The organism is bacterium, assembly GCA_008933615.1.
Classification (GTDB): Bacteria; CLD3; CLD3; order SB21; family SB21; genus SB21.
On sequence record WBUR01000019.1, the window covers coordinates 36,403 to 60,748 of the forward strand.

Genomic DNA, 24,346 nt, shown 5'->3' on the forward strand with positions numbered 1-24,346 from the left:
TCTTACGATGTTTGTACTATTTCTTCCGCAAATTATTTTGTTTCTGTACGCGCAATTGTTCTTCTGCCTTATCCACAGCCTTGAGAACGCGTTTATTTAAAGGGTCTTTTTCCAGAATTCTCTGCCAGATAATGATCGCCTGCTCATATTTGCCTTCGACATAAAGGTCGACGCCCTGTAGATATGTTTTTTCCTGGTCGCCCTCCAGATTTTTAAAAGTGGCAAAACCTCGAACAATTGATTTTTTGTGATATTCTTTTACAGTTTCATTGCTCGGATCGATGAGCAAGGCCTGTTCAAACGCCTCCATAGCGGCCTGATAATCTGCCTTTTGATAAGCGTCCAAACCGCTTCGTGTTGACTCGAGAAAACTAAGCCGGTTACTGATTTTCTTAAGTTCAGTATCAATCTCTTTTTGAATGGTCTGATTGGTCGGATCCAGGCCTCGGGCTTCGCTCAGAAGTTTTAGCGCTTCCGCAAAATTATTTGCAGCCGCGCTGGATCGCGCTTTAGCAATATAAGATCCGATCTTCTGATCTAAAAGTCCGCGGGTCTCGTTTAGGGCTTTTGCAAGTTCTGAATTGTTTGGAGAACGGTCTAATGCATTCTGGTATTCACTGATGGCACCAAGGTAATCGCCCTTTTGAACGAGTTGCGACCCTTTTTTGTAATGGTCCCTTATGAACTTGTCGTTTTCTTCATTAATCGTAAGCGACTTGACTGCGTTGGCCGTATCTGAAAGCTGTGCCGCTAGCTGTTCGTCCATCAGCATGTTGACACTGTCGATGTAATATTTTGCCTGTTCGTTGGCCGGGTCAAGCTGCAGAACCTGTTCAAATTGAACTAAGGCGGGGAGCAGTTTGTTATCTTTAAAAAGCTCCTTGCCCTGCGCATGGTGTTCTTTGAGAGCACGGGCTCTTGCCGCTTCCTGATTTTTTGTGATCAATTTTTGATCTTCTTCAAGGCGCTGGGCGCGCGCTATTTGAACTTTCTCTTCGACAGTTTTGCCGAAATTCATGGTCAGCGACAAACGATGCAATGGCGTTCCAAACGGATTGCCGATGTTGACGGAATAGTCCACCTGAAAACGCTGGAATTGATTGAACTCTGTGCCCATCCCGACGGTCATTTGTCCGGCCATTAAACCAAGACGCGCTACGAGGAAACGGTTATAAGTAAATTCTGCACCCAAATTAAAAGTCGGACTAGGGCTCTCTTGATTTTTATTCATATCAACCGCCAGAGTAAATTTCTTCAACGTTTCATCGCCGAAGAATAGATCTTTTGCTAAACCAAATTTAATATTATATGGATCGGTATCGCTAAGATCTACCATTTTAATGCTGGGTCTTATTACATTTTGAAAATTAAGTCCGACAGAGAGATTGCGGAGAATGGCATTATCATAATCGGGGCGCCACATGGCGCCGATATCCAGACCGAATCCGGTACCTGATACGGTGTTTACCTGGTCGTTTTCAAGATTTGCTGACGAGGTATGATCTACTTTGAAAGTGGTTCCTAGCGCCAATCCAAACCACGGCAATTTCTTTCCGTACGAAAAGTAATATTCTTCTTTGGTCCATGATTGATTAGAGGAAATTACTGTAAAATCATTGTTGATGCTTATTCCATCAACACCAACCCTCGCGACGCCCACGCCGACTGAACCGAATTGTACAAAAGGAAACGTTACGCTGGCGAAATTGTAGAAGCTTCCGGCGACAAGCGTTGAATGAAATAGGACTAGATTGGACTGACTCAAGTAGTCAAGACCGGCAGGGTTCCAGAAAACAGCGGATCCGTCATTGGCCGTAGCTACGAATGCATTTCCAAATCCTTGCGCCCGCGCACCCATGCCGGTTTCAATGAAAAGACTTTGCGTGCCGTCTGCAGGGCCTTGTGCATAGACTTGCGGAGAAATATTTGTGTAGACAGTTAGAATAGCTGCCCAAAAAAATAAAACTTGAATAACAGCAGACTCGATATATTTTATCAAACGTCGGGGCATACCAATAGCGTAATAATGAGTGAATGTCTAAAGATTGGAACTCTTGAATATTTATAAAAAGATAGGATAATAGCTGCGTATTTGCAATAAAAAACTAATAAAAACAATCAAATAAACTCAAAAAACAATTTGTTCACGCTTACAAGATCTTCAGCCTGTCTTTGTGTTTGTTTTGATAGTCCTGAATTTTTTCCGCATCCTGTTTTCGGGCGCGAAATCTGATTGTGGTTGTCTTGCTTTTATGCTTTGTATCCATTATTTCCGCTAAATAATGTACCATTGAAAACAGTTTTCCGTCGGCATTGTCTATCGTAATTGTTCTGATGACGTAATCAGCATTAATTTGTTTTATAATAGCATGCTTCAATTTGTCCAAACCAATCTTTCGCTGCGCGGAGATAAAAAGCGCTCCTTTAAATGCTTTTTTCAATTGCGACAGCGTGGCTTCGTCGGTTACTTTGTCGACCTTGTTAAACACGATCATCATGGTGTCATTGGTTGCTTCCAGTTCTTTAAGAACCTGATTTACGGTTTCCATTTGTTCATGGAACTGATGATTACCGATATCCACGACATGCAGCAGGATATCGGCCTCGCGAACTTCCTCCAGTGTGGAACGAAATGATGCGACTAAATGATGGGGGAGTTTGCGAATAAATCCAACGGTGTCGGTAAAGAGACACGGATAATCGTTATCGAGGTGAACGCGCCGAACGGTCGCATCCAGTGTCGCGAAAAGTCGGTCTTCGACAAATACGTCTGCATCGGATAAAGCATTAAGAAGAGTCGATTTACCGGCGTTGGTGTAGCCTACGAGCGCGACTTTGAACATCTCGTCGCGCGTGGCGCGCTGGGTCTTACGTTGTTTTTCGATTTTTTTGAGTTCTTCTTTCAGAACGGCGATCCGGTTTCCTATCAGGCGTTTGTCCGTTTCAAGCTGAGTTTCACCCGGACCTTTAGTGAAAACCCCGCCGCCGGCCTGGCGTTCAAGGTGCGTCCACTGGCGTGTAAGGCGCGGTAGCAAATATTCCAGCTGCGCCAATTCTACCTGGGTTTTGGATTCCTTGGTTCGTGCGCGTTTTGCAAAGATGTCTAAAATAAGCGCGCTCCGGTCGATAGTTTTACATTTAACTTCTTTTTCAATGTTTTTGGTCTGGCCCGGTGAAAGATCATCGTCAAAGATCACAACCTGAATATTATTTTCAAAGACCTTCTGCGCAATTTCATGGACTTTCCCTTTGCCAATGTACGTTGACGGATCGATGTGTTTCAGGTTTTGGGTAGCCGTATCGACTACGTCTACGCCTGCGGTGTCGGCCAGTAAAGCTAACTCCTCAAGAAAATCCTCGACCGGAACCGTATCATGGGGATGTGATATCCCAACAAGTAATGCGCGTTCTTTGATCTGTTTTGTTGAATGCGATTTATTCAATTTATTTCTTTCTCATGTGGTGTATTCGTCGTCGCTATTGTTATCAATATCATCTAATGGGAGTTCCAGCATTTGAACCGGCGGCAGTGCATTGCCCATAATGCCTTCCAATTCGCCATGCATTTCTGATGTATTTTGAATGACACGATCAATTTGTTTTTTTCTTTTTTCCCAAATTTTGTACATCGCACGCTTTTCAGATTCAAGATCATCATTCATAGCTTTAAATGATTCTACAATTGCCTCTATGCGTTGACGAAATACCTGGCTTGATAAATAATTATACAATAAATCCTTTTTTTCATTTCTTCCCATCATGGAATTCTGCGTTTGTGCAATTTCAATGATGTTTGTTCTTAGCACGGCGGCTAATCCCATGGCCGTTGAAAAATCGGTTATCCAAATGCCCTCATTATTTCCGATATAACTGACATCTTTCGGCAAAACAGCGGACACTATGACGGCAATACTGGCTTTAACCTCACGCTGATCGTCTTTCAATTTTTGGATCCAGCCGTCGCTCCAGTTCTTCGTACGTTTGGATTCCCACAATATGGTTCCGCACAATTGGCCGGACTTTGAATAGACATGCTGCATCACATCAGCGCCTTTTACACCCTTTGGGACGGGTTCAATGTTGTCATGGCGGAATGTCTGACGCAGAACGTTCTCAAGTTCCAACTCCATTACTTCGCCCTGTGATTGCTGGGAACCTAACTCGGCCTTCCTGTTCAATTCTTCAATCTGTCGTCGCAAGTCATTGATCTGCTTTTCCTTTTCAGCGTCTTTCATGCGGTGTTCTTCGGATAACTTCATCGAGACATCGCTGCGGATTTTGCTTCTTTCTTCTGTAAGCTTACGTTCCATTTCAAGTTTAAACGCATGTTCACGGTCTTCAAGTTCGCGTTGTCGTTTCAGGAAATCCAGCTCCTTTTGCTGCGCGTCCTTAAGTTTATCCGACTTATGATTGAGCTGTTCCCGAAGGTCTTTCACCAAAACATGGATTTCTTCATCTTTTTCTTTTTTTATTTTTTCTTCCCGTTTTCCAATCTCATCCTTGAAACGCTGATTAAATTCAAGTCGCAGTTTTTCTTCAATCTCAAAGCTGATCTGTGAAGATAATGCTTGATTTAATTCGATGATTTGACCGCACTGCGGGCACTTGATAGTTTGTTCTTTCATAAGCAGTTATCCCAAAAGTGTTAATTAAACTAAATCCATGATCGACCCGAAATCGGGATCAAACAATCTTTTGTATGTGCGAATAGCAAAAACATCGGTCATTCCGGCAATATAGTCACAAATTAAACGTGCACGACGAAGAATGTCTTTTTCGTTACGAACATATTTTTCCGTAAATTCCGGCAGCAAAACGAATTTCGAATTCGGATCGGATAAATAATGTTCCTGAAAAGCTTTGAAAATTTTTTTCAGCATATAATCTGCTTTGTATTCTAATTGGTATATTTGTGGCGACCAAAAAACGAGTTCGCGTGAAACCATGCCGAAAAGATCGGCTTCTGCGCGCACCGCCGGATCAATTTCAAGTTTGTAGGCATAACGCCGCGTTATTTCGCTCATAAAATTGGTTGCCTCGACCAGCTTTGCCGCATGGATATACTCGCCGATTTTCCTGGCAAAGAAACGGTTGAGTTCCCGTTTTTGAATGGCGTCAAGAAGCGATTTGAGAGAATCCGTAAGTTCCGAGCTTAGGGATTTTTTTTGCGCCCATTGATCGATCTTTTCAACTGTGATGAGCCCTGCTGCAAGCCCGTCCATCACATCGTTGATTGAATAGGCGGTGTCATCGGCCCAGTCCATGATCTGGCATTCGATACTGCGAAATGTGTTTAGGTTCTTTTCCTCGTGGAATTCCGATGACACAACGGGTGTTCCGAATACAAACTGGGTGTATTTTTCCTGATCATCATACAAAAAATGGTTTTTAGGCGGCTGTCCATCATGAATCATGTCCCGAAACAACATTTTATACTTCATTACACCGTCGGTAAATGCGCGTGTCGGATTCATGCCTTCGCGACCCACTGAGCCGGAGTAAATAGTCTCAGTGAGAATGCGCAACGTTTGAGCATTGCCTTCGAAGCCGCCTAGATTCTCCATGAGCGCATTCAGCGTGTCTTCGCCGGCATGGCCGAAAGGGGGATGGCCGATGTCGTGCGATAAACAGATTGCCTCTACCAAATCCGGATCAATATAGAAATCTCCTCCCAGCAATCCGCTTTCCTGCTGCAAGTAGTGGCAAATTGAACGGCCGATTTGAGCTACTTCGATCGAGTGCGTTAATCGTGTACGATAAAAATCATATTCACCGGAGAAAAAAACTTGTGTTTTTGCCTGAAGCCGCCGGAAGGAGGACGAATGAATGATTCGATCCCTGTCTTGTTGAAAGGGCGTTCTTTCATACTTAGAACGTGTTTCTGCAGCATGAAGTAATTCCGTATCGAACGAATTATAAAATGAATTTTTCATACTCAATTACGCCGGCAGAGTGAAATGTATTCGCAATTACGACAACGTGTAACATCCTCGGTTTGCAAAAATGCCGTTTGCGGGTCTGTAACCTGGATCAAAAGTTTTTTCAAAACCTCTTCAAATTCCGAAAATAATTTTCCGTCAAGTGCAGATGTGCCGTTAACCGATACCGGCTGCAGACCATTGGTCAGCTTCTTAAAAGGATAAACCGCAGAGATCATTTGAGGGTCGGACAACACTCCGGAGCGTACGTAAATATATCCGTACATTATTAACTGAAAACTCTTTGCCAGCCCCGGATCGCTGATAAGTTCGGAAAGAGCGCCAACGTTGAGCTCCTTGTTATCGACTCGGCCTGTTTTGTAGTCGATTATAAAGAGATTTGATTCGACGCCGTCGATCCTGTCCATTTTTCCCTTTAATCTAACGATTTTTTTTTGATCATTCAATTGGAAGTTAAGATCGCATGAAACTTCTTTCTCTAGAGCCAAGACGTGAACGGTTTTTCCACTTTGCTCGATGTCTGCTATGCGACGGGCTTCGAGTTTTAGAAAGTTCTTGATAAGTTTTATTCCGACTTTGAGCATCAAATGATTTTTCCCGTGTTGGATGTCTCCGTTTTTAAGAAACTGCTGGAAAGCCTGTATCAAAAGCGGCTGAGCTTTGGCCGCCATTCCATCGACATCCTTTGACGTAATTATCTTTTCCTCGAAAGGCCTGTATAAATTTTCAAGAGTAAAATGCATTGCGCTTCCGAATGTTCCTGCCTCAATGGTTTCCTCAGTTTCGTCAGCTTCAGTTAGGCGAACAATGTATTTTAAATAAAATTTGAGAGGACAATTAATGTAAGTATTTAAGGCTGTCGGGGAGAGGCCTTTCTCGATAAGGTGGTCTATTTGCCGCACAACCCGTTCATTCTTAAATATTTTTATTTCAGCATCGGCAACGGCATGCGCCGAAAATGTGCCGCCGGCCAAAAAACTTTCCGTTATGTCGCCCGACTGCATGTTGGCGTTAAACTTCGGCATTTCAAAAATCAGTTGAGTAATAAATCGGCTTCGCTCGCCATTGCCAAAATCGTCTGTTTCGGAATTATAGATCAGATAAATATTTTTAGCGCGTTGTATGGAACGGTAGAAATTATACGCAAAAATTGCATCCTTCTCTTTATGTGCGGGGAGGTGGTATGCGATCTTAATATCAAACGGAATCATGGATTGCTGGTTTTTTGCGGCGGGTAATATGTTTTCATTCACAGACAACATAATCACATTTTCGAAATCCAGGGTTCTCGTTTCAAGCATTCCCATAACCTGCAAGCCTTTAAGCGGTTCACCGGAAAATGGGATTCGTTCCGAAGCGAGTATTTCCGTAAGGAGTAAACGCAGGCTTTTTAATTCCAACGGCGTTTCGTGGGATTCTAACAGCGATTGTAATAAGCGGATGGTTGAAAAGAAGCGGAAGAAGGGCTCTAATTCGATATCCCATTGCGCTGTTTTTTCGACTGTTGCGATTTCCCGTAGCCATAAGGCAATGTCCAGCATTGAATTCAAAGCATTGCGAGAATGGTTCCATTTGACGAAAAATATGTTTTTATATGAAGAATCTGTTTCCATAAAGAAAGTTTCTATTTCCGATGAGCTTATGAAAAGGATGTTTTCTGAAATTATATGGCGTATCAACCTCCTGTTGGCATTGGTATTTTTTCGCTCGTCTCTCTCTTGAAGCAGGGGATGACCCAAAACGGAAATGACATCCTTATGATAAAATTTTGATACCACGTTGCCATCAATATCCTTGAACTCGCGTGCATTATCTTGTAAATCAAAAAGGGATTCAATCAGACTGTAAAGTGGGGTGAATTTTAAAGAAAGTCCCATACTGACATTGATGTTTTTTATCGATTCCGGAATGGAATGAAGCATGGGAAACAGAAGCGATTCGTCGGCAAGAATTACGGCGGTGTTATTGATCTCAGCATCTGCATTATGTATTTTTTCCAAAAGATCGCCGGCCACCTTCGCCTGCCCGACGTGTTTTGCCGCGCCAATAATTTGGATTTTCTTCCTTTCTGATAATAGAAAGTTTTTTTCCCATTTTGGACTACTGATTTTCCACTCGCGCAGATATTTTCGAACATAATGTCCGGCTTCCTGCTTGTCATTGCGAACGTAATAGGCATCCATATCCCAAATGACGTCCGCGCGTTTCATCTTTATAAGCGACTTGAATATTTTTTCTTCCGAAAGGCTCAGGGCATTAAAACCTGCAAATATGATTTTTTTCCACGTTTTTTGTGCTATCTTGCTCTCGATATTTTCTGCAACTTCCCGCAAAGCCATTCCTTTATAAGCCAAATGCCTCTGAATCAAATGTTTCCGGAGTCCCTCATAAAGAGGTTCAAATGACTCCCAAAATCGGAGATACTGCAATTGGAAATCCGTCAATGCTTTTCCGTCCGGATCCCACTGCTCAATGGCTTTTGCTTCGTTAAGATGATGAAACAATTTGTCGGTCGGAACCAAATATGCATCGATCTCGTCAAAGTCCTTTAAGAGAATTTCTCCCCATTGTGCGAAGTGATCGAATGAATCCGACCCTCCGGTTTTCCTATAGACTGTGAAAAATTCAAATAAGAGTAACACCGGTTCGATGATCTGAACAGGGTTCAGTTCCAAAATAAAATCTTCTATGGTCAGCACCTTTGGAGCCCAAACGGCCTGCTGAAATTCTTCAGCCAGGAAATGTTTAAAGTAAAGACATGCACGGCGATTTTGAAAAACGATGCATATCTCACCAAGATCATCCCGATGTCGGGAATAAATGTCTTTAGCCAGTTCCGATAAAAAAGAAACCATCTTATATTTTTTCTAGTATTTTTTCATCCGTATAAAGCAAATATTTGTCAACTTTGGAATAGCCCATACTATGAATTGCTTCGGCGTATTGATTCAGTTGAATAACATAATCTTCTTTTTGAGTTTGTCCGGTTTTATAATCAATGACAATAGCGTTATTGTCCTTAAGAATAACCCGGTCAATACGCAACATTCCTTTTCCGGCCAAAAACATTTCCGCTTCGGTTTTTACTGTGAGTCCGGGTTCAAAAAAAGGGCTTATATTATCTTGACTTAAAAGGGAAGTAAGGTTTTGTTCTAACCGCAAGCTAAGCTCGGAGTTAATCCTTCCCGTGAATTCAAGTTCCTTAACGGCATAATGAATATCTCCGACGGTTATAATTTTTGCCAGAGCGGCATGAACCATATTACCCCAGTCTGTTTTACTCATTTCAGTTTTGGGCCAAAATTCGCTCGCGGTTTGCTTAATCCGTATCCGTTGTCGCCAGGAAAATGAAGAAGGGGATGTGATAACATACTCGGATATCGGATTTTTTGATTCTATCTGTCTGTGAGATGTCGCGTCGCCAAAGTCATAAAAAGTCCGATTAATATCCCAGCGCGATATAGACTGCAGGAAATGAATAAATAAAGCATTTATTGAATTGTTATTGTCAGGTTCTTTCTGAACCGCGCTGCAAAATATATGAAGACGCCCCTTTGCGCGTGTGGTGGCAACATATAATAAGTTAAGATTATCGAGAAACGATTTCCGGACCTCTTCTTCAAACCTTTCCGCAAAATCAGTATACTTAAGATCTTTCTGACAAGCGACGAGTACATGTTCCAAGTCCGGGGCAAACGGAAGATCGGGTGAGATCCAAATTTCGTCTTTCGTGTTTTCAATTTTCCAGTCGGCTTTTGGAACAATAACTACGGGAAATTCAAGTCCTTTTGATTTATGAATCGTTAGAACATGGACCGCATCGATTCCAATTGGCAGCGTGACGGAATAACTGGCTTTGTTTTCTTCCCACCAGCCTAAGAAACTATCAATTGAATTGCCTTCCCGGATGGAATACAAAAGCACCACATCTAAAAAATGCTGAACAAAAAGGTTAGCCTCGCGATTTAATGAAAACTTCGATATTATCGTTTCAGCGATTTCATATAGAGAAAGGAACGACAGGCTCCTGAAATAAATACTGAATCCATAGGATTCAATTTTTTTAAAAAAATAATCCGGTTCTTTTATTCCCGCGAATGAGTCGTCTAAGACGGCATCCGGTAATCCGGATTGTTCATGCAGATAATGGAGTATTTCTGCTTTTGCAATGACGTTGGATGAATCAGTTAGGTATTGAAATACGGAAACTATAAAACGGACGTCGGAAGATTTGTGAATAAGCACGGATTCCGCAGAAACAACGGAAATCCCGTTTTGCATCAAAAAGCCCGCAATGGCTATCGCATCGCTATTCGATCTCGTGAGAATAGCTATTTCGTTTCTCGAGAATCCTTCTTTACGAAGTGATTCAATCAGGGACATGGTCTTGTTCAACACATTTTGATTAAATGTGTTTTCCTTATCCGGCGCGAGAAAATCTATTGTAATGTATCCGCCTGTGTTTTCAGCAAGATGCTGTTGCGAGTGATTACGATAAATCCCTTTATTGGACAGTTCCGGCAGTTGGGATAGGAACTCATACAACGCATTGTTAAAATTCACAATATTTTTTGAGCTGCGGTAGTTAATGTCTAACGATCTGATATCATGATGTCGTATCAAGGACGCCTCGTGCTCTGACACTGTCGGGTTATCGTTTTCATTACGTATCTTAGGCAAAAGGTCAAATTGTTCAACATCCCCGTTTCTAAACCGATAGATGGCTTGTTTTCCATCACCCACAACCATGCTTAAATGGCCGGCTGCCAGAGAATTATCAACCAATGGAAGCAGGTTAGACCACTGAAGAAGGGAGGTGTCCTGAAATTCATCGATCAGGTAATGTTCATATTTCTCGCCGATGCGTTCGAAAATAAAAGGAATCGATTCCTGCGAAACCACTTCATGAATCCGTCTATTGAACTCTGAAATCAAAATAAAATTTTTCTCCTGCTTTAGTTGAGCAAGCAGATCATTAATTTGATTCAAAACGCTTAAAGAATAAATACGCTGCAGAATAACTCGGGATATTACATAGTTATTGTGATTTTGTGCGACAATTTGCTGAATAGATTTGAAACATTCCGTCAATCGCGGTTTGATAGATTCGATTTTTCTCCGATTATTTTCATGAATTTGTCTGGTATACCATTTATGAGTATCGATTGACTCTTTGACGTAACTGTTTGGGAATAAATGGTCGACTGCAAAATCAGATTCCAATTTCCTAAAATAGCCGGCGATGCCTTTGCTGCGCTGATAAAAATCCGTTTCCGATAGCTCGTTTTGATCGATAAGCTGTAAAGCATTAGACGCTATGGCATTAATTTGCGATTCGATCTGCCTTGTAAAGGTAAAAAGCTGTTTACGGACACGTTCAAATATTTCCAGATCCATATTGTTTAAACTCTCGAGGCGGTGCATACTCTCATCGTCTAATAATGATTTAGCCAGCTTATTAAGCGGGTTTTCAATATGCCAATCCTTCTCATCCTCAGTCTGGCTCTCGACAAATCCGATGAGCGAACGCGTTAGCGGTTCGTTTTTCCCAACTGAGTTGATCAATAGATCCACAGTCTCCGACAGCATGCGTATCTCTTCGGTTTCAACTTCGAAATTCCACGACAATTTCAGGTCCCGGGCAAAATGTCGAACAATATTATGAACAAAACTATCAATCGTGCTGACTGCAAAATCAGAATAGCCATGCAAGACGTTTTGTAAAACACGTCCGGAAGAGATCACGATTTGTTCATCGGCAAGTCCGGTTTCCTTCTTCAAATCCTGGAATAACACGGCGGATAACTTGTCCGACGATCGGGAAGAGATGTTTGCCATTGCGTTAATAATACGCGTTTTCATTTCTTCAGCTGCTTTGTTCGTAAAGGTGACGGCAAGGATACGGCGAAAGTTTTCGTCCGATGCCAATGCGATTTTGAGATACTCTTTGACTAGCGTATAAGTTTTGCCAGATCCGGCAGACGATTTATAAATTAAAAAAGGCATGCGTTTGAAATGAATGAGATTGGTTTCCAGCATATATAAAAAAGTTTAAGCAGAAAACATATAAAAAAAATGTCAACTCTTTCTGCCCGCAGTTTTTATGTGGAATATTTGATAAAAATTTCCGATCATGTAAAAATTCGAAATAAGTTTTACTATTCATGGCTAAGTCTTCCGCAAAAAAAGCTTCAAAGATCACCATGGCGCGTAAGTCCGATGAAAACGATGCGATGATGAAGTTTGCCCAATTTATGGGCTGGCTGAAGGAAGATCGGATACTCAATGCCCGGAAAAAGGTAAATGACGAGCTCCAGGAAGGTATTCGACAGCTTGAGTGGGCTGTGTTAAAACTCGAAGCAGAGGAAAAAGGTGCGCTTACGTCGCTCAATCTTCAGTGGCATGAAAAGCGCCTTAAAGCGGCTTCGTTAACGGATCTCGAAAAGGAGTTAAAGGAGTTTACTCGCCAGTACCATAAATTGAAGAATCTTGAAAACCAACAGATGCAGATTACCGAAAAAGGTATGTATGAGAAAGCGGCGGTTGAACGAATTGAATATGAGATCACATCACTTATTCGCGATCCGGATTTGATCAACGAGTTGAAAGGTGTCATAGAATTGAAGAAAACGGAGATACAATCATTACGAAATGAGTATCTTCTCATGGAAGACCAGATCAAAAAAATGGAAGTTATTCCCAAGCAAATTGCAACATTGGAATTGCTGATAGCCGATGCAAAAAGGGCGGAACACGATAGCCAGACGCTTCAGGAAGAAATTGAAAAAATAAGAAACCAGTTATCGAAACAATCGTTTGCCAAACGCGAGCTTATGGCGATAGAAGATATGAAACGACAGATTAGTGCGAGTAACTACGATGTTGCACATCACAAGGAAGTGAGGCAGCTTATAGATCGTTATCTGGAGTTTGAATTGCCTGTCTGGCTCAAAGAAGCCGGGCTTATTGAATAACGGACGTCAATGTATTATCCATTTTTTATTTCAAAAAAGTATCTGTGGGCAAAACGAAAAACGGGCTTTGTTTCTGTTATTGCATATATTTCTATTGCGGGCGTCGCTTTGGGTACGGCGGCTCTGATCATAACTATGTCCATTATTTCCGGATTTGAGCGTGAACTGCGTTCTAAGTTTATTACGTTTGATTCACATGTCCGTATCAAAACGTTTGATGGAACGCCCTTAATTTCCAATTATGATGAGTTGGAATTAAAAATCCGCACGGCTCCGGATGTAAAAGGTGTTTCACCGTATGTGGAGAAAGAAGCGATGATACGGTCTAAACGCTCTACGGATGGAATCATCATAAAAGGTATTGACCAGGATAAAGTTGATCAGGCATTGGATATTCGCAGCGATGTAATCCTTTCCAAAAGTGAGAACAAAATAAATCTTAAAAGGAATACTCCGGGCGAGTTGCCCGGCGCTTTGATGGGAAAAAAATTGGCGGACAAATTGTTCGTGTCTATCGGCGATAAAGTTACGGTTTTCAGCCTCCAAAACACATTGGCTTTCATAAAACAACCGAAAGTAAGCCAGTTTATCGTAACCGGAATTTATCGGAGCGGCCTTTCAGAATACGATAATGTTTACGTGTATATCGATATTACGGAAGCACAGAAACTCTTTGATTACGGCAATTCCATAACAGGCGTCGAATTGCGTCTATTGGATTTGTTTTTAGCGCAGGATGTGGGGAAAGAGTTAGGGGAGTTGCTTGGGTATCCGTTCTATGTGCGTACGTGGCTGGATATTCATCGAAATTTATTCGGATGGCTTGAGACAAACAACTTCATCATGATGATCATTTTTACTCTGATTATTACGGTTGCAGCGTTCAACATCATCGGAACTTTATTCATGATCGTCATTGAAAAAACTAAGGATATTGGCGTATTAAAATCTATGGGTGCCGGGGCCAACGGCATTCGCAATATCTTCATTTTAGAAGGTTTTTGGATTGGACTGATAGGATCGGGCATCGGAAATATATTCGCTCTTGCTTTGTGCTGGCTGCAATTAAAGTACAAGATCATTTCACTTAATTCCGATGTGTATTTTATGGACAGTGTCCCGATTGAAATGCGTTGGTATTATTTCTTGGGTATCACTGTTTTTTCAATAGGGCTGTGCGTGGCAGCCACGGTTTTTCCATCTTATAGAGCAGCAAAATTAGATCCAGTTAATGCGATTAGGTATGAATAACCTCCAGAGGGATTAGTTTGAAGTTTGAGCATTTCGTAGCAAATAGATACCTAAAACCGCGCCGCGATAACCTCTATGTGACGTTGATCGGAGGAATTTCAGTCGTTGGAGTAACGGTTGGCGTCATGGCTATCGTTCTCGTGTTGTCCATTCTCAACGGATTTGAACGTGAGATCAAATCAAGATTCATAGGTTTTGATTCACATATCAAGATTATGAAACCGCATGATGAAGGTATCACGCATTGGGATGAAGTGGTTGAAAAAATTCGTTCAGAAAAATCCGTGGTCGGAGTTTCGCCATATGTTCTGCAAAAAGCGATGATCACCAGTTCGTCCGGAAATCACGTGACGTTTGTAAAAGGAACCACAGAGGAAACAATTGTTCAGGTGACGACGTTAGAAAAAAGCATTCTGCATGGCAAAGTTGATTTTTCGAAGCAAGACAGCGCCTTTAATGGAATGCTCGTGGGTTACAGTTTATCTCTCCAACTCGATGTAAACGCCCAGGATACGTTAACTGTAATAAGTCCTGCCGGAGTAACGAGTCCTTTCAGTATGCCGATCGCAAAGCGCTTCAGTGCATCGGGCGTATTCAAAACAGATATGTATGAATACGATAATGCGTACGTATTCGTCGGTCTTAGCGATGCACAGGATTTATTTGAAATGGAAGATCAAATAACTGGCATAGACGTGAAGCTTGATCATATCGACAAATCATTTGACGTGCGGGACAGATTAGCGGCGACGTTAGGAGAAAAATACGTAGTAGAAACGTGGTTTGATCAGCACAGCGATCTTTACAGCGCCATGAAAATTGAAAAATGGGGATCGTTAGTGGTGCTGAGTCTCATCATTTTGGTTGCAGGTTTCAACATTGTCAGTACATTGATTATGGTCGTTATGCAAAAAACTGCAGAAATCGGCATTTTGAAGTCGATGGGTGCAAGTTCCAATGTTGTTTCGGGAATCTTTATGCGGCAGGGTCTTATTATAGGGAGTATTGGAATATTGATGGGATGTTTGTTAGGCTACGGAATTTGTGTTATACAAATGCAATTTTCAATTATCAAAATGCCGCAGGACATATTTTTTCTGGATGCATTGCCTGTGGAACTGAAATGGGTGGATTTTTTTGCAATAGTGATCGTTGCGTTTTGTTTATGTCTTTTCTCCACCGTATATCCGGCACGTAAAGCAGCCAAACTATTGCCAGTAGAAGCGTTGCGATCATAAACTAATAAGGGAATTATTCATGAATTTCAAATCAGCCAAAGTTCATTTCTTTCTCATAGTTTTCCTGACTGGATGTCTGTCGTTTAACGTCTATTCACAGAAAGCTAAATTCTACGTATTGGTTTATAAATACAAGGAAGGTGATAAATACCGAATAACGGCCAGTACGTATAAAAATTTCTCAACGACTGCCGGTACGTTTACCAATTCTTTTTCGGGCGAAACGAGTTTCGATTTATTTCAGGAGATCGAAGGCGCGGACGACGAGGCTGCTGATATGAAAATTCGTATTGAACTCACGCGTCAAACAGAAAATGGAAAGAATTTGACTTATAAACTTTCCAAAGTGTTTAAAGGCGACGAGCTTAGATTAACCTTTGACCGGTTCGGAAGGATTTTGCCTAAATCGGTGCAATACCAGTACTCGGATAGTCAGCGTGTGCATCAATCGGAAAGTTTGTCCCTCTTGCGTAATATTTTCGTTCCACTACCGGATCGGGCATTAAAAGCCGGGGACACATGGGATGTTACGGAAGTTTTCGAAGCAGAACAGTTGGCTGCGCTGGCAGGCTCATCATATGGGATAAAAAGGCCGGATGTACGCGGCCTGTATACACTTGAAAGCGTAGATGAGGGTGTCGCCAAAATAGTTTTGCATCTTGAGGTTTCCGGAAATGGAAAATTAGTTGAATTGAAGGATAGTCCGGAACTTGATTTTTTATTACAAATCGAGGGAATTTTCTACTTCGAAATCGCAGAGGGAAAAATCGTAAACGGAAGTATTACAACGGAAGCCGTTGGTGTGACGAGTATGGCAGATGCAATCATAGATTTTAAGGGTTCGCTCATGTCGACTTTCACTATGGAAAAATATAAATAGGACTTTGCTACAATGAATTCTGACTATATTGTTAAAGCGGATCAACTCACGAAATCATACGTTATGGCAAAGGGCGAATTGCCTGTACTGAAGGGCATTACCCTTGACATACAAGCGGGTGAAATATTATCCATCGTTGGTCCGTCCGGCGTCGGGAAAAGCACGCTACTCCATATTTTGGGAGCGTTAGACAGGCCAAGTAAGGGTAGGGTGACGGTAGACGGGGTCACGGCGCATGAATTATCAGAGGAAAAAATGGCGCAATTTCGAAACGCAAAGATCGGTTTTGTTTTTCAGTTTCATCATTTATTGCCGGAATTTACGGCCCTTGAAAATGTGCTGATGCCCTCGCTCATAGCGGGAAAATCGATTGATCAGTCAAGAAAGCGCGGTGAAGAACTTCTGAAAAATGTCGGCTTATCTGGCCGCATGGATCATCGTCCGAATGAACTGTCCGGAGGTGAGCAGCAGCGAGTCGCTGTTGCAAGAGCATTAATGAATAATCCAAAGCTGATCCTTGCCGACGAACCATCAGGCAACCTCGACCGAGAATCGAGCGAGAGTCTTCATGACCTTTTGTTTCAATTGTGCGAGGAGAAAAATCAAACATTTGTCATCGTGACGCACAACGAAATGCTAGCGGCGCGGTCTCATCGCACTATAACTATGTTTGACGGTAAAATAAGTTCTGATACACGCAGGTAAAAGTATGTTCACTTTCTTAAATACGATTATCCTATCCGCGCTTGCTTTGTCATTGATTCCAATCCTCATTCATTTACTGAATCGTAAAAAATCAGTACTTGTTCAATTCAGCACGCTTGCCTTTCTGAAATCGCTCCAAAAGAAAAAAATGAAGAAGATCAAGATCCGGCAAATCCTGCTCTTGATTCTGCGAACTTCAATTTTGCTACTGGCGGTTATGGCATTTGCCAGGCCCGTTTCGAAAATGGAGAGCCATGGCACCATTGACGCTCATGCAAAAACTTCCGTTGCTATTGTCATCGATAACGGGATTGGTGCATCCTATATTTCAGAAAATGGAATGATTCTTGACGCGATTAAGAAGAAAACAGAAGAAATTCTGAATTACCTTAAGGAGGGAGACGAAGCAGCGATAATTGCCGGTCGTAGATCATTGTATAGCGGTAATGAGGGCTTCACGCAAAATTTTACGGAGTTAAAGGCGCTTGTAAAAAGCATGTCATTTAGTTATGCGAATTCCAATATCACTGAGTCGCTTTTTTTGGCAAACAGGAAATTTGAATCGGCAAGAAACGTTAATCGGGAAATATACGTTTTAACTACTTTTCAGGCATCCAATTTTACTGACGAAAAAATTATTCTGCAAAACGATATTAAAACAATCTTTATTGACCTTTCTCCAAAAGAAATGAAAAATATAGGCATCCGCAGCGTCCAAGTAATGAGTAAGATCATTGAAATCAATAAGCCTGTCGAGATTCGGGTAATTATTAAGAACTTTGGCCATAACAATGCGCAAGATATTTTGTTGAATGCTTTCTTGGATGGACGCAGAGTAGGGCAATCGTCCGTCACTCTTAATGCCGACGACGAGTCAGTCGTTGACATGAAAATCATACCTTCAAAATCCGGTTATATACAAGGTTCGGTTGAAATTGACGACGATCCTTTTGCTGCTGATAATAAAAAATTTTTTCACGTTTTCGTACCGAACCGTATCAATGTTTTGTTAGCGGGTAACAAATTATCTGATATTGAATTTATAAAATTGGCTTTGAATCCTACGGCTCAAACGAACCCACTGATTCAAGTCAAGACGGTAAATGCTGCGCAGTTGCCCATGGAAAACCAAGGTGATTTTGATGTAATTGTTTTGTCGAATATTCCGCGATTAGATGGTTTATTCATGCGTAGATTAGAAGGGTTTCTAAATCTAGGGAAAGGGCTAATGATCATACCGGGCTCGGATGCCGATATATCTAATTATAACACATTACTTTCAACAATTGGTTTCGGTCAGATGTTGAATTTGTCGGATAATTCAATTCGAAGTGACGCTCATATGAAATTTGGTAAGATAGATTATTCGCATCCGATCATTCGGGGTATGTTTGATCAAAATATTACATCTGAAAAGCCATTGGAATCACCGAGTTTTCAGAAGTATTTTAATGTAGGCGGAACCGCGACATCTCAGACGGTGATCGCGTACTCCAATAACGAGCCCTTTCTAGAGGAATCCGCCTCAAAGAAATTTGGGGCGTTGCTTTTTTTGAGTGCCGCCAATCTGACATGGAGTGATTGGCCGATAAAAGGCATATTTGTTCCGCTCATCAACCGTTCCATACATTATCTATATTCAAAAAATTATGGAATCAATGAAAGTTATAGTTCAGGCGAACCCATCGAATTGCGATTAAACGCCGCCTCGGGCGAGAACATTAGCTTAATAGACCCGAGTGGGATAGAATTACGGCCAAAGATCAAACAAATTGGAGAGGATATTCTCATAAGTGTGCCAACGGCTGAAATGCCGGGAACGTACAAAGTGCTTCATAGGGGAGAATTGAAAGTTATGTTTGACCTGAATACTGTTGATGACCCATCTGGTTATCGGAAACTTGATCGTACGAAATTGGAGGAAATAATTTCTTCGAAGCAGTATGAGATAGTTGATGCATCCGAAGACATTTCTACCATGATTTTGCAGTCACGATCTGGAGTAGAACTATGGAAATGGTTTGTTTTTGGCGTGCTTGTTCTGCTCATAGCTGAGACTTTGATCTCTCAAAGCCCCCGCACCAGTAAAAAATAGCTAAACATAGTTAAGATCTTATATTAATAGGATTGATGTTCATTTTATGATCTAAAACAGAAGGTAATTATTATGTCAGCTCAAAATTATAAGCTAAAAACGCGCTTACTGGATGCGGCCGATTTTACCAGGGTCATAACCCGAATGGCACACGCAATGATCGAGAATAATAAAGGGACACAAAATATGGCATTAATCGGCGTTCGTACCAGAGGTGAATTTTTAGCTCGACGAATTGCTGAAAAGATAAAGAGTATTGAGGGGAGCATGCTCCCGTTGGGAATTTTGGATGTTAGTTTTTACCGCGATGACACACGGGCTAAACTAAAACAGCCTCAGGTTCAAAGTACGCACATTCCGTTTGATATTACTGATAAAAACATCATTTTGATCGACGATGTCTTATACACAGGAAGATCAGTAAGGGCAGCATTGGATGAAATTATGGATTTTGGGAGGCCGGCTAAGGTCGAACTTGCGGTCTTGATTGACAGGGGCCATCGTGAATTGCCCATACAGCCTGATTATGTTGGGAAAGAGGTAACAACGGCTTTCGACGAAGAAGTGAAAGTTAAAATGACGGAGCAAGATGGTCTGGATGAAGTAATCATTGTCATCAAAGGTTAGTCTGAATATACAATCTCAAATTGGTATATCTTACTCAATAACGTATCAAACGCATATGGTTTACGGACTGCTTTTGTAAAGCTATCTTGTAATTCCAGAGCCGTGTCGTAGTCTGAACCTGTTACTGCGATAATCGGCAGAAAGGGCTTGACTTTTCGGATATTCTGTATCAATTCAAGTCCTCCCATCTTCGGCATCATCACATCGGTGATAATAAGATCAAATTTCGTCAGACACATTCGATCCAACGCTTCAACTCCATTTTCTGCACAAGTAACCTCGAAATTCATTATACGCAAGAATTCGCACAATACGACGCTTAGGGTTGGTTCATCCTCAACAATGAGTATTCTCGATATTTTTGTTTGCTGGAATACAACCGGGATAATGTTTTTGTTTGTCATAAAAGCCCCTTTCACATGACTTATACAACAAATGACGTGCCATATTGAAAAAATGGGTATTTTAGGCAATCTTAGTGACGAGAGTCACAAATAGCGTAGGGTCTTCTGTACTGCGGTATTGTTTTAGTATCAAAACGATACAAAAAGAGTGAGGATTGCGATTAGTGTATGACGACAAAAATGGGTTTGACGGGTATTTGGTCAGTTTAATTTGTGGTAAAAGAACGGAAGGAGAGTTCTGTGAAGCGCCTTTTGAAGATGTCAGGGATTTAAAGAGCACAACATAACAAAACGGGGATATTTATTTCAAAATTGCACGCAAGAGATTCAAGAACTCACGCCCGTCGTTTTGAACTAAGCGGAAATTCTTATACGCGCTTTTGTATGAAGGATTGATCTCGTATGCCTTCTTGAATTGGGTCATGGCTTTCAAAAACAAATTGCGGCACTGGATTAGGTACACCAAGCCCAACGAATTATGAAGGTCGGCATACTGCGGATTCTCCTCAATATGTTTTTCCAATTTGCCGCGATAATCCATCAATACTTTTTCGTCTTTGCCTGCGCCTCCAAATAAGAATTTCAAATAGAAGCCATGTATGGTTTCATCAAGGCTTGGACGTAGAATTGAATTTCGTATGTCCGAGATAGTTTCAATAGCTTGAGCATAAGCGTCAGTCTCAATATATTTTGCAATTTTTTCAAAGCGAAATGTATAAAATCGATAATTTGCAAAATCGGGGTTGGTTACTAAACTTTTCTGAAAGAGTTCCATAACCTCGGTTTTACGGTCCGATACCGACGGAAGGCCGTTAGCTTCCGGTGAATTTTGAATACTTTGAAGATAGGTTTCACCGATATTGAGGTGCACGAGAACATAATTAGGGTTGATTTTCAATGCTTCTTGATATTCATTTAGTGCTTCAATATACATCTTAGCCTTACTGTACGCGGCGCCCAAATTATTATGAAGATCCGCAAAATTGGGTTTCATATCCGTTGCGCGTTTTAGGATGGCGATAGCGTCTTTATAATCGCCTCGCTGCATATAAGTGAGCCCAAGATTATTATACGCCTCAACCATGTCTGGGCTTTTTTCGATAGTAAACAAGAACTCAGTGATGGCTTCATCTAATAGTCCTTTACGCAAAAACAATAGTCCGATTTTGCTGCTAGAGACCATGTGGCTTGTCGACCTTATCTTATCGCGCATGAAGAATAGAAGTTCAAGTTCCCAAGCGATTTCGTTATGATAATTTTTCAGAAATTCGTTGAAATCGTCAGGGCCTTTCCCTTTACCGCCTTCGTATTTTTTCTTTTGAACAAGAATTACCCTGCCGGCCTCAAAAATTTCAGACTGTACCATCAGATCATTCAGACTTCCTGACGTCTGTATATGAAAAATTTTCCCGCCCGCGTATACGTTGCTGTTGATTCCGATTTGATCCATAAATGCCCCCGTGTAATTTGTAGCAACAGAAGATAACACTTTTATATTCGATTTCACAAGAAAATTATTTGTTTTCGGTAAAATTAGATTTGACTTTACTTATAAACAAATCTACTTTTGTAATATTTACATTAGAAATTATGCGTGAAGTGTTTACAAAATAACGTCGACATACAAACAGCCTATTTAAACAGGTAAATAATGTTGGTCAGATTTTTTGATAAACTTGCGGGATTTGACAGCGTTGAGATTGACAGGTTTTTTCAGGAGTCACCCGAAGCCACATCGCAATATGCTTCGTTGATGAATGATCGAAATGTTCATAACTCGGTCGTTTTTCTTTATTTCGTCATTTTTAGCCAGATTATCGTGGCGTACGGCCGGATAGTCGGTAACCTCGGATTTCCTTATTATAATACATTTCTCTCCGGACTGGCGCTCATGTTGATACTATTGTCGCGTTACTCCTTTTTTAAAACACATATCCGCAGTATCTCGCTGTTTTTGTTTACAGCATGGGCAGCTACATTTCCCTTTTTTATAATTCGCCTAGGGGGCTATGATTCACCGACATATCCGATTTATATACTAGTGATCATATATATAATTGCGTTCTTTTATTTTTCATTCTGGGAATACGTTTATGTGTTTATCCTGATATTTGGATCCAATTTAGCGATCGTCTTTCTACAGCAGAACGTGAATGCCGATGATTTTCTCTACCGTCAGGTAGTCATGCTGATGGCAACCGTTGCAGGTTTGGCGGCTTCGTACATAAACGTCAATCTGCGTCGAAAAGATTTTTACAATCAATTCAGCATAGGAAAAAAGAAAAACGAATTGGAAGCCGCATACAAACAACTTGAAACAACGGAATTACAATTAATTCAATCCGAAAAACTCGCCTCACTCGGGAAAATGACGGCCGGTATCGCGCATGAGATAAATAATCCGTTGGGCTTCATACACGGAAATTTAGAGAATATTGAAGGCTACTTGAATGACCTTAAAGAACTCGTTCGCCTTTACGAGACCTTCCCGAAAACGAACGATGACGTGAGCAGGCGTATTCATGCATTCAAACAGCAGATTCAATACGATTTTATTGTTGACGACCTGGCAAAGATAATCCAGTCGTGCGAACACGGCACATCGCGTATAGCGGAGATAGTGAATAAATTAAAAAATTTTTCAAGGTTAGACGAATCCGCAAAAAAACTCGTTGACATTCATGAAGGGCTTGACTCCACCATTGACCTTTTTGCTAGACAGAACCAACACATTACGATTACTAGAAATTATTCTGAAATTCCTAAAGTTGAATGTTACGCCAGTCAGCTTAATCAAGTCTTCTTTTCTTTGATCGAAAATGCAATGGACGCACTCGCACAAAAGAATGACGGCGGTCAAATTACGATTATTACCGGTATGGTAAGTGACGGGAACATAAGCCATGATGAGGAAAATTACAAAGTGATACGAATTCAAATTTCCGATAACGGCTGTGGAATTCCAGAGAGTATCCAATCCAAAGTATTCGATCCTTTTTTTACTTCCAAGGATGTCGGCGAAGGCAGGGGGCTAGGCCTCTCGCTTGCTTATGGTATTATGCAGCAGCACCGCGGTTGTATTTATTTTAAATCTGATCCGGGCCGTGGTACAGATTTTTTTGTGGAATTACCTGCCGCTTAATTTACTTCTGCAACATTCTCCGTCTAACATGCCGCACCGACGATTCCGTATAACTACGGCAAAGTTTTGGTGGTTTTTCCCCTCATATCCAAAGCAAAATAATAATATTGGTAATCATATTTATAGGTATATTCCAATAAATCTCATTGGCAAATCAATTTTGATAAACTACATTTAGTTGCCAATAGACGGAATTTAAGGCTAATTAACATGTTTCACGCTACCCGGCTGATTTAGTCTAAAAACTAAAAAATATGAGTTCATACGAAAAGCGCGACGCTTCCTCTCTGATGTTCGATCTACGAAATTTCACGCCGACTCTACAGAAATTTGAACAGGATGGACCTGACCGATTTTTATCATTTCTTCAGTCTATAACAGTAGATGCATTGAAACTTTTGAAAATCGTTGAAGGACGTGAGCGTTCATATTATACTTCAACAGGTGACGGGTTCCTTTTATGTTTTTTCGGAGAATTCCACTATGTATCTGCATTTCTTTTTGCACTGGTTTTTGAGAAAGTAGCGAGCGCACGCGTTAAACAATTTGAAAAAGAAAACGGATACCCGCTTGGATTCGGCATGGGTCTGGAAAGCGGATCATTGCGCGGTGTTCAAGTAGTGGAATCCGACAGGCAGGTGGTTACGTACATTGGCCAAGTAATCAATACCACAGCCCGTATCGAGTCGGTTACGAAGATGCTATCGCGAACCAATCTGATAATCGGACAGGAGATGAACCAGAAATTGGTCAAATTGCTATTCAATGCAGACTATTCGGAACTGATAAATCAGACATTAAATGCTAAAAACTCCGAAGAAGCGGCAAAGATCATTCTGAAGATGAATGAGCTTAATCAAAAGCTGCTTGTTGCCTACATTTTTGAACATAATCTGAAAGGTGTGGAGAGCGCTCAGCCGCTTTTCAGGCTTTCACCCAGTCTAGCTCAGTCAGAAAAACCCGCCGTGAAAGATATGATCAAAAAACTAACCGAAATTCTAAGGATAGATTATAGCATCCTGACAAAAGGTTTTGATGAAAAGTTCTGGCAAAAATAGTTTTCCTTCCATTCTATCCTAACATACTAATCA

17 protein-coding genes are annotated in these 24,346 nt (G+C 41.2%); 9 read left to right on the forward strand and 8 right to left on the reverse strand.

All coding sequences use genetic code 11. The annotated features are described in order from the left end of the window. Positions 1 to 16: 16 nt before the first annotated feature. The 6 genes from F9K33_08640 to F9K33_08665 form a co-directional block, all read right to left on the reverse strand. Complete coding sequence (locus F9K33_08640; protein ID KAB2879598.1) at positions 17 to 2,011, reverse strand: PorV/PorQ family protein; 1,995 nt, start codon at positions 2,009 to 2,011, stop codon at positions 17 to 19. Positions 2,012 to 2,150: 139 nt separating this feature from the next. Further along, positions 2,151 to 3,443 carry a GTPase HflX gene (hflX, locus tag F9K33_08645; protein KAB2879599.1) on the reverse strand — a complete coding sequence of 431 codons (1,293 nt, stop codon included), beginning with the start codon at positions 3,441 to 3,443 and terminating at the stop codon, positions 2,151 to 2,153. Positions 3,444 to 3,455: 12 nt separating this feature from the next. After that, positions 3,456 to 4,625, reverse strand: coding sequence for a DUF2130 domain-containing protein (locus F9K33_08650; GenBank protein KAB2879600.1), 1,170 nt, complete (start codon positions 4,623 to 4,625; stop codon positions 3,456 to 3,458). 24 nt (positions 4,626 to 4,649) lie between these two features. Further along, a complete protein-coding gene (gene dgt, locus F9K33_08655) occupies positions 4,650 to 5,933 on the reverse strand; it encodes a dNTP triphosphohydrolase (GenBank protein ID KAB2879601.1) in 1,284 nt (427 codons plus the stop codon). Between the two features lie 2 nt (positions 5,934 to 5,935). After that, positions 5,936 to 8,794, reverse strand: a complete 2,859-nt coding sequence (locus F9K33_08660; GenBank protein KAB2879602.1) for a PD-(D/E)XK nuclease family protein — start codon at positions 8,792 to 8,794, stop codon at positions 5,936 to 5,938. 1 nt (position 8,795) lies between these two features. Next, positions 8,796 to 11,978 carry an AAA family ATPase gene (locus F9K33_08665; GenBank protein KAB2879603.1) on the reverse strand — a complete coding sequence of 1,061 codons (3,183 nt, stop codon included), beginning with the start codon at positions 11,976 to 11,978 and terminating at the stop codon, positions 8,796 to 8,798. Between the two features lie 125 nt (positions 11,979 to 12,103). Here F9K33_08665 and F9K33_08670 point away from each other — a divergent pair, with 125 nt between their 5' ends. From F9K33_08670 to pyrR, 7 genes are all read left to right on the forward strand, one after another. Continuing rightward, positions 12,104 to 12,913, forward strand: coding sequence for a hypothetical protein (locus F9K33_08670; protein ID KAB2879604.1), 810 nt, complete (start codon positions 12,104 to 12,106; stop codon positions 12,911 to 12,913). A gap of 9 nt (positions 12,914 to 12,922) precedes the next feature. Continuing rightward, on the forward strand, positions 12,923 to 14,164 hold the full coding sequence (locus tag F9K33_08675; protein KAB2879605.1) for an FtsX-like permease family protein: 1,242 nt from the start codon (positions 12,923 to 12,925) through the stop codon (positions 14,162 to 14,164). Between the two features lie 17 nt (positions 14,165 to 14,181). Continuing rightward, the gene (locus F9K33_08680) at positions 14,182 to 15,402 is read left to right on the forward strand and encodes an FtsX-like permease family protein (protein ID KAB2879606.1); all 1,221 of its coding nucleotides are present in this window, start codon (positions 14,182 to 14,184) and stop codon (positions 15,400 to 15,402) included. Positions 15,403 to 15,421: 19 nt separating this feature from the next. After that, positions 15,422 to 16,282, forward strand: a complete 861-nt coding sequence (locus F9K33_08685) for a hypothetical protein (GenBank protein ID KAB2879607.1) — start codon at positions 15,422 to 15,424, stop codon at positions 16,280 to 16,282. Between the two features lie 12 nt (positions 16,283 to 16,294). Continuing rightward, positions 16,295 to 16,987 (forward strand): ABC transporter ATP-binding protein, encoded by a 693-nt coding sequence (locus tag F9K33_08690; protein KAB2879608.1) that lies wholly within the window; start codon positions 16,295 to 16,297, stop codon positions 16,985 to 16,987. A 4-nt stretch (positions 16,988 to 16,991) separates the two neighbouring features. Beyond that, on the forward strand, positions 16,992 to 19,082 hold the full coding sequence (locus F9K33_08695; GenBank protein ID KAB2879609.1) for a hypothetical protein: 2,091 nt from the start codon (positions 16,992 to 16,994) through the stop codon (positions 19,080 to 19,082). Between the two features lie 72 nt (positions 19,083 to 19,154). Then, positions 19,155 to 19,709 (forward strand): bifunctional pyr operon transcriptional regulator/uracil phosphoribosyltransferase PyrR, encoded by a 555-nt coding sequence (gene pyrR / locus F9K33_08700; protein ID KAB2879610.1) that lies wholly within the window; start codon positions 19,155 to 19,157, stop codon positions 19,707 to 19,709. Here the strand turns inward: pyrR and F9K33_08705 are convergent. After that, a complete protein-coding gene (locus tag F9K33_08705; GenBank protein ID KAB2879611.1) occupies positions 19,706 to 20,113 on the reverse strand; it encodes a response regulator in 408 nt (135 codons plus the stop codon). The two genes, pyrR and F9K33_08705, sit on opposite strands and share 4 nt — an antisense overlap. Positions 20,114 to 20,414: 301 nt before the next feature. Further along, on the reverse strand, positions 20,415 to 21,563 hold the full coding sequence (locus F9K33_08710; GenBank protein ID KAB2879612.1) for a tetratricopeptide repeat protein: 1,149 nt from the start codon (positions 21,561 to 21,563) through the stop codon (positions 20,415 to 20,417). 201 nt (positions 21,564 to 21,764) lie between these two features. Between F9K33_08710 and F9K33_08715 the strand changes: the two genes are divergently transcribed. Both F9K33_08715 and F9K33_08720 read left to right on the forward strand, forming a co-directional pair. Next, a complete protein-coding gene (locus F9K33_08715; protein KAB2879613.1) occupies positions 21,765 to 23,255 on the forward strand; it encodes a HAMP domain-containing histidine kinase in 1,491 nt (496 codons plus the stop codon). Positions 23,256 to 23,509: 254 nt separating this feature from the next. Continuing rightward, on the forward strand, positions 23,510 to 24,313 hold the full coding sequence (locus tag F9K33_08720) for a hypothetical protein (GenBank protein KAB2879614.1): 804 nt from the start codon (positions 23,510 to 23,512) through the stop codon (positions 24,311 to 24,313). Positions 24,314 to 24,346: the final 33 nt, after the last annotated feature.

Bases quoted from the DNA above. Each gene is read 5' to 3' on its own strand.
- F9K33_08640 (KAB2879598.1), bottom strand. From the start codon at position 2,011: ATGCCCCGACGTTTGATAAAATATATCGAGTCTGCTGTTATTCAAGTT.
- F9K33_08650 (KAB2879600.1), bottom strand. From the start codon at position 4,625: ATGAAAGAACAAACTATCAAGTGCCCGCAGTGCGGTCAAATCATCGAA.
- dgt (KAB2879601.1), bottom strand. From the start codon at position 5,933: ATGAAAAATTCATTTTATAATTCGTTCGATACGGAATTACTTCATGCT.
- F9K33_08660 (KAB2879602.1), bottom strand. From the start codon at position 8,794: ATGGTTTCTTTTTTATCGGAACTGGCTAAAGACATTTATTCCCGACAT.
- F9K33_08665 (KAB2879603.1), bottom strand. From the start codon at position 11,978: ATGCTGGAAACCAATCTCATTCATTTCAAACGCATGCCTTTTTTAATT.
- F9K33_08670 (KAB2879604.1), top strand. From the start codon at position 12,104: ATGGCTAAGTCTTCCGCAAAAAAAGCTTCAAAGATCACCATGGCGCGT.
- F9K33_08675 (KAB2879605.1), top strand. From the start codon at position 12,923: ATGTATTATCCATTTTTTATTTCAAAAAAGTATCTGTGGGCAAAACGA.
- F9K33_08685 (KAB2879607.1), top strand. From the start codon at position 15,422: ATGAATTTCAAATCAGCCAAAGTTCATTTCTTTCTCATAGTTTTCCTG.
- F9K33_08690 (KAB2879608.1), top strand. From the start codon at position 16,295: ATGAATTCTGACTATATTGTTAAAGCGGATCAACTCACGAAATCATAC.
- F9K33_08695 (KAB2879609.1), top strand. From the start codon at position 16,992: ATGTTCACTTTCTTAAATACGATTATCCTATCCGCGCTTGCTTTGTCA.
- pyrR (KAB2879610.1), top strand. From the start codon at position 19,155: ATGTCAGCTCAAAATTATAAGCTAAAAACGCGCTTACTGGATGCGGCC.
- F9K33_08705 (KAB2879611.1), bottom strand. From the start codon at position 20,113: ATGACAAACAAAAACATTATCCCGGTTGTATTCCAGCAAACAAAAATA.
- F9K33_08710 (KAB2879612.1), bottom strand. From the start codon at position 21,563: ATGGATCAAATCGGAATCAACAGCAACGTATACGCGGGCGGGAAAATT.
- F9K33_08715 (KAB2879613.1), top strand. From the start codon at position 21,765: ATGTTGGTCAGATTTTTTGATAAACTTGCGGGATTTGACAGCGTTGAG.
- F9K33_08720 (KAB2879614.1), top strand. From the start codon at position 23,510: ATGAGTTCATACGAAAAGCGCGACGCTTCCTCTCTGATGTTCGATCTA.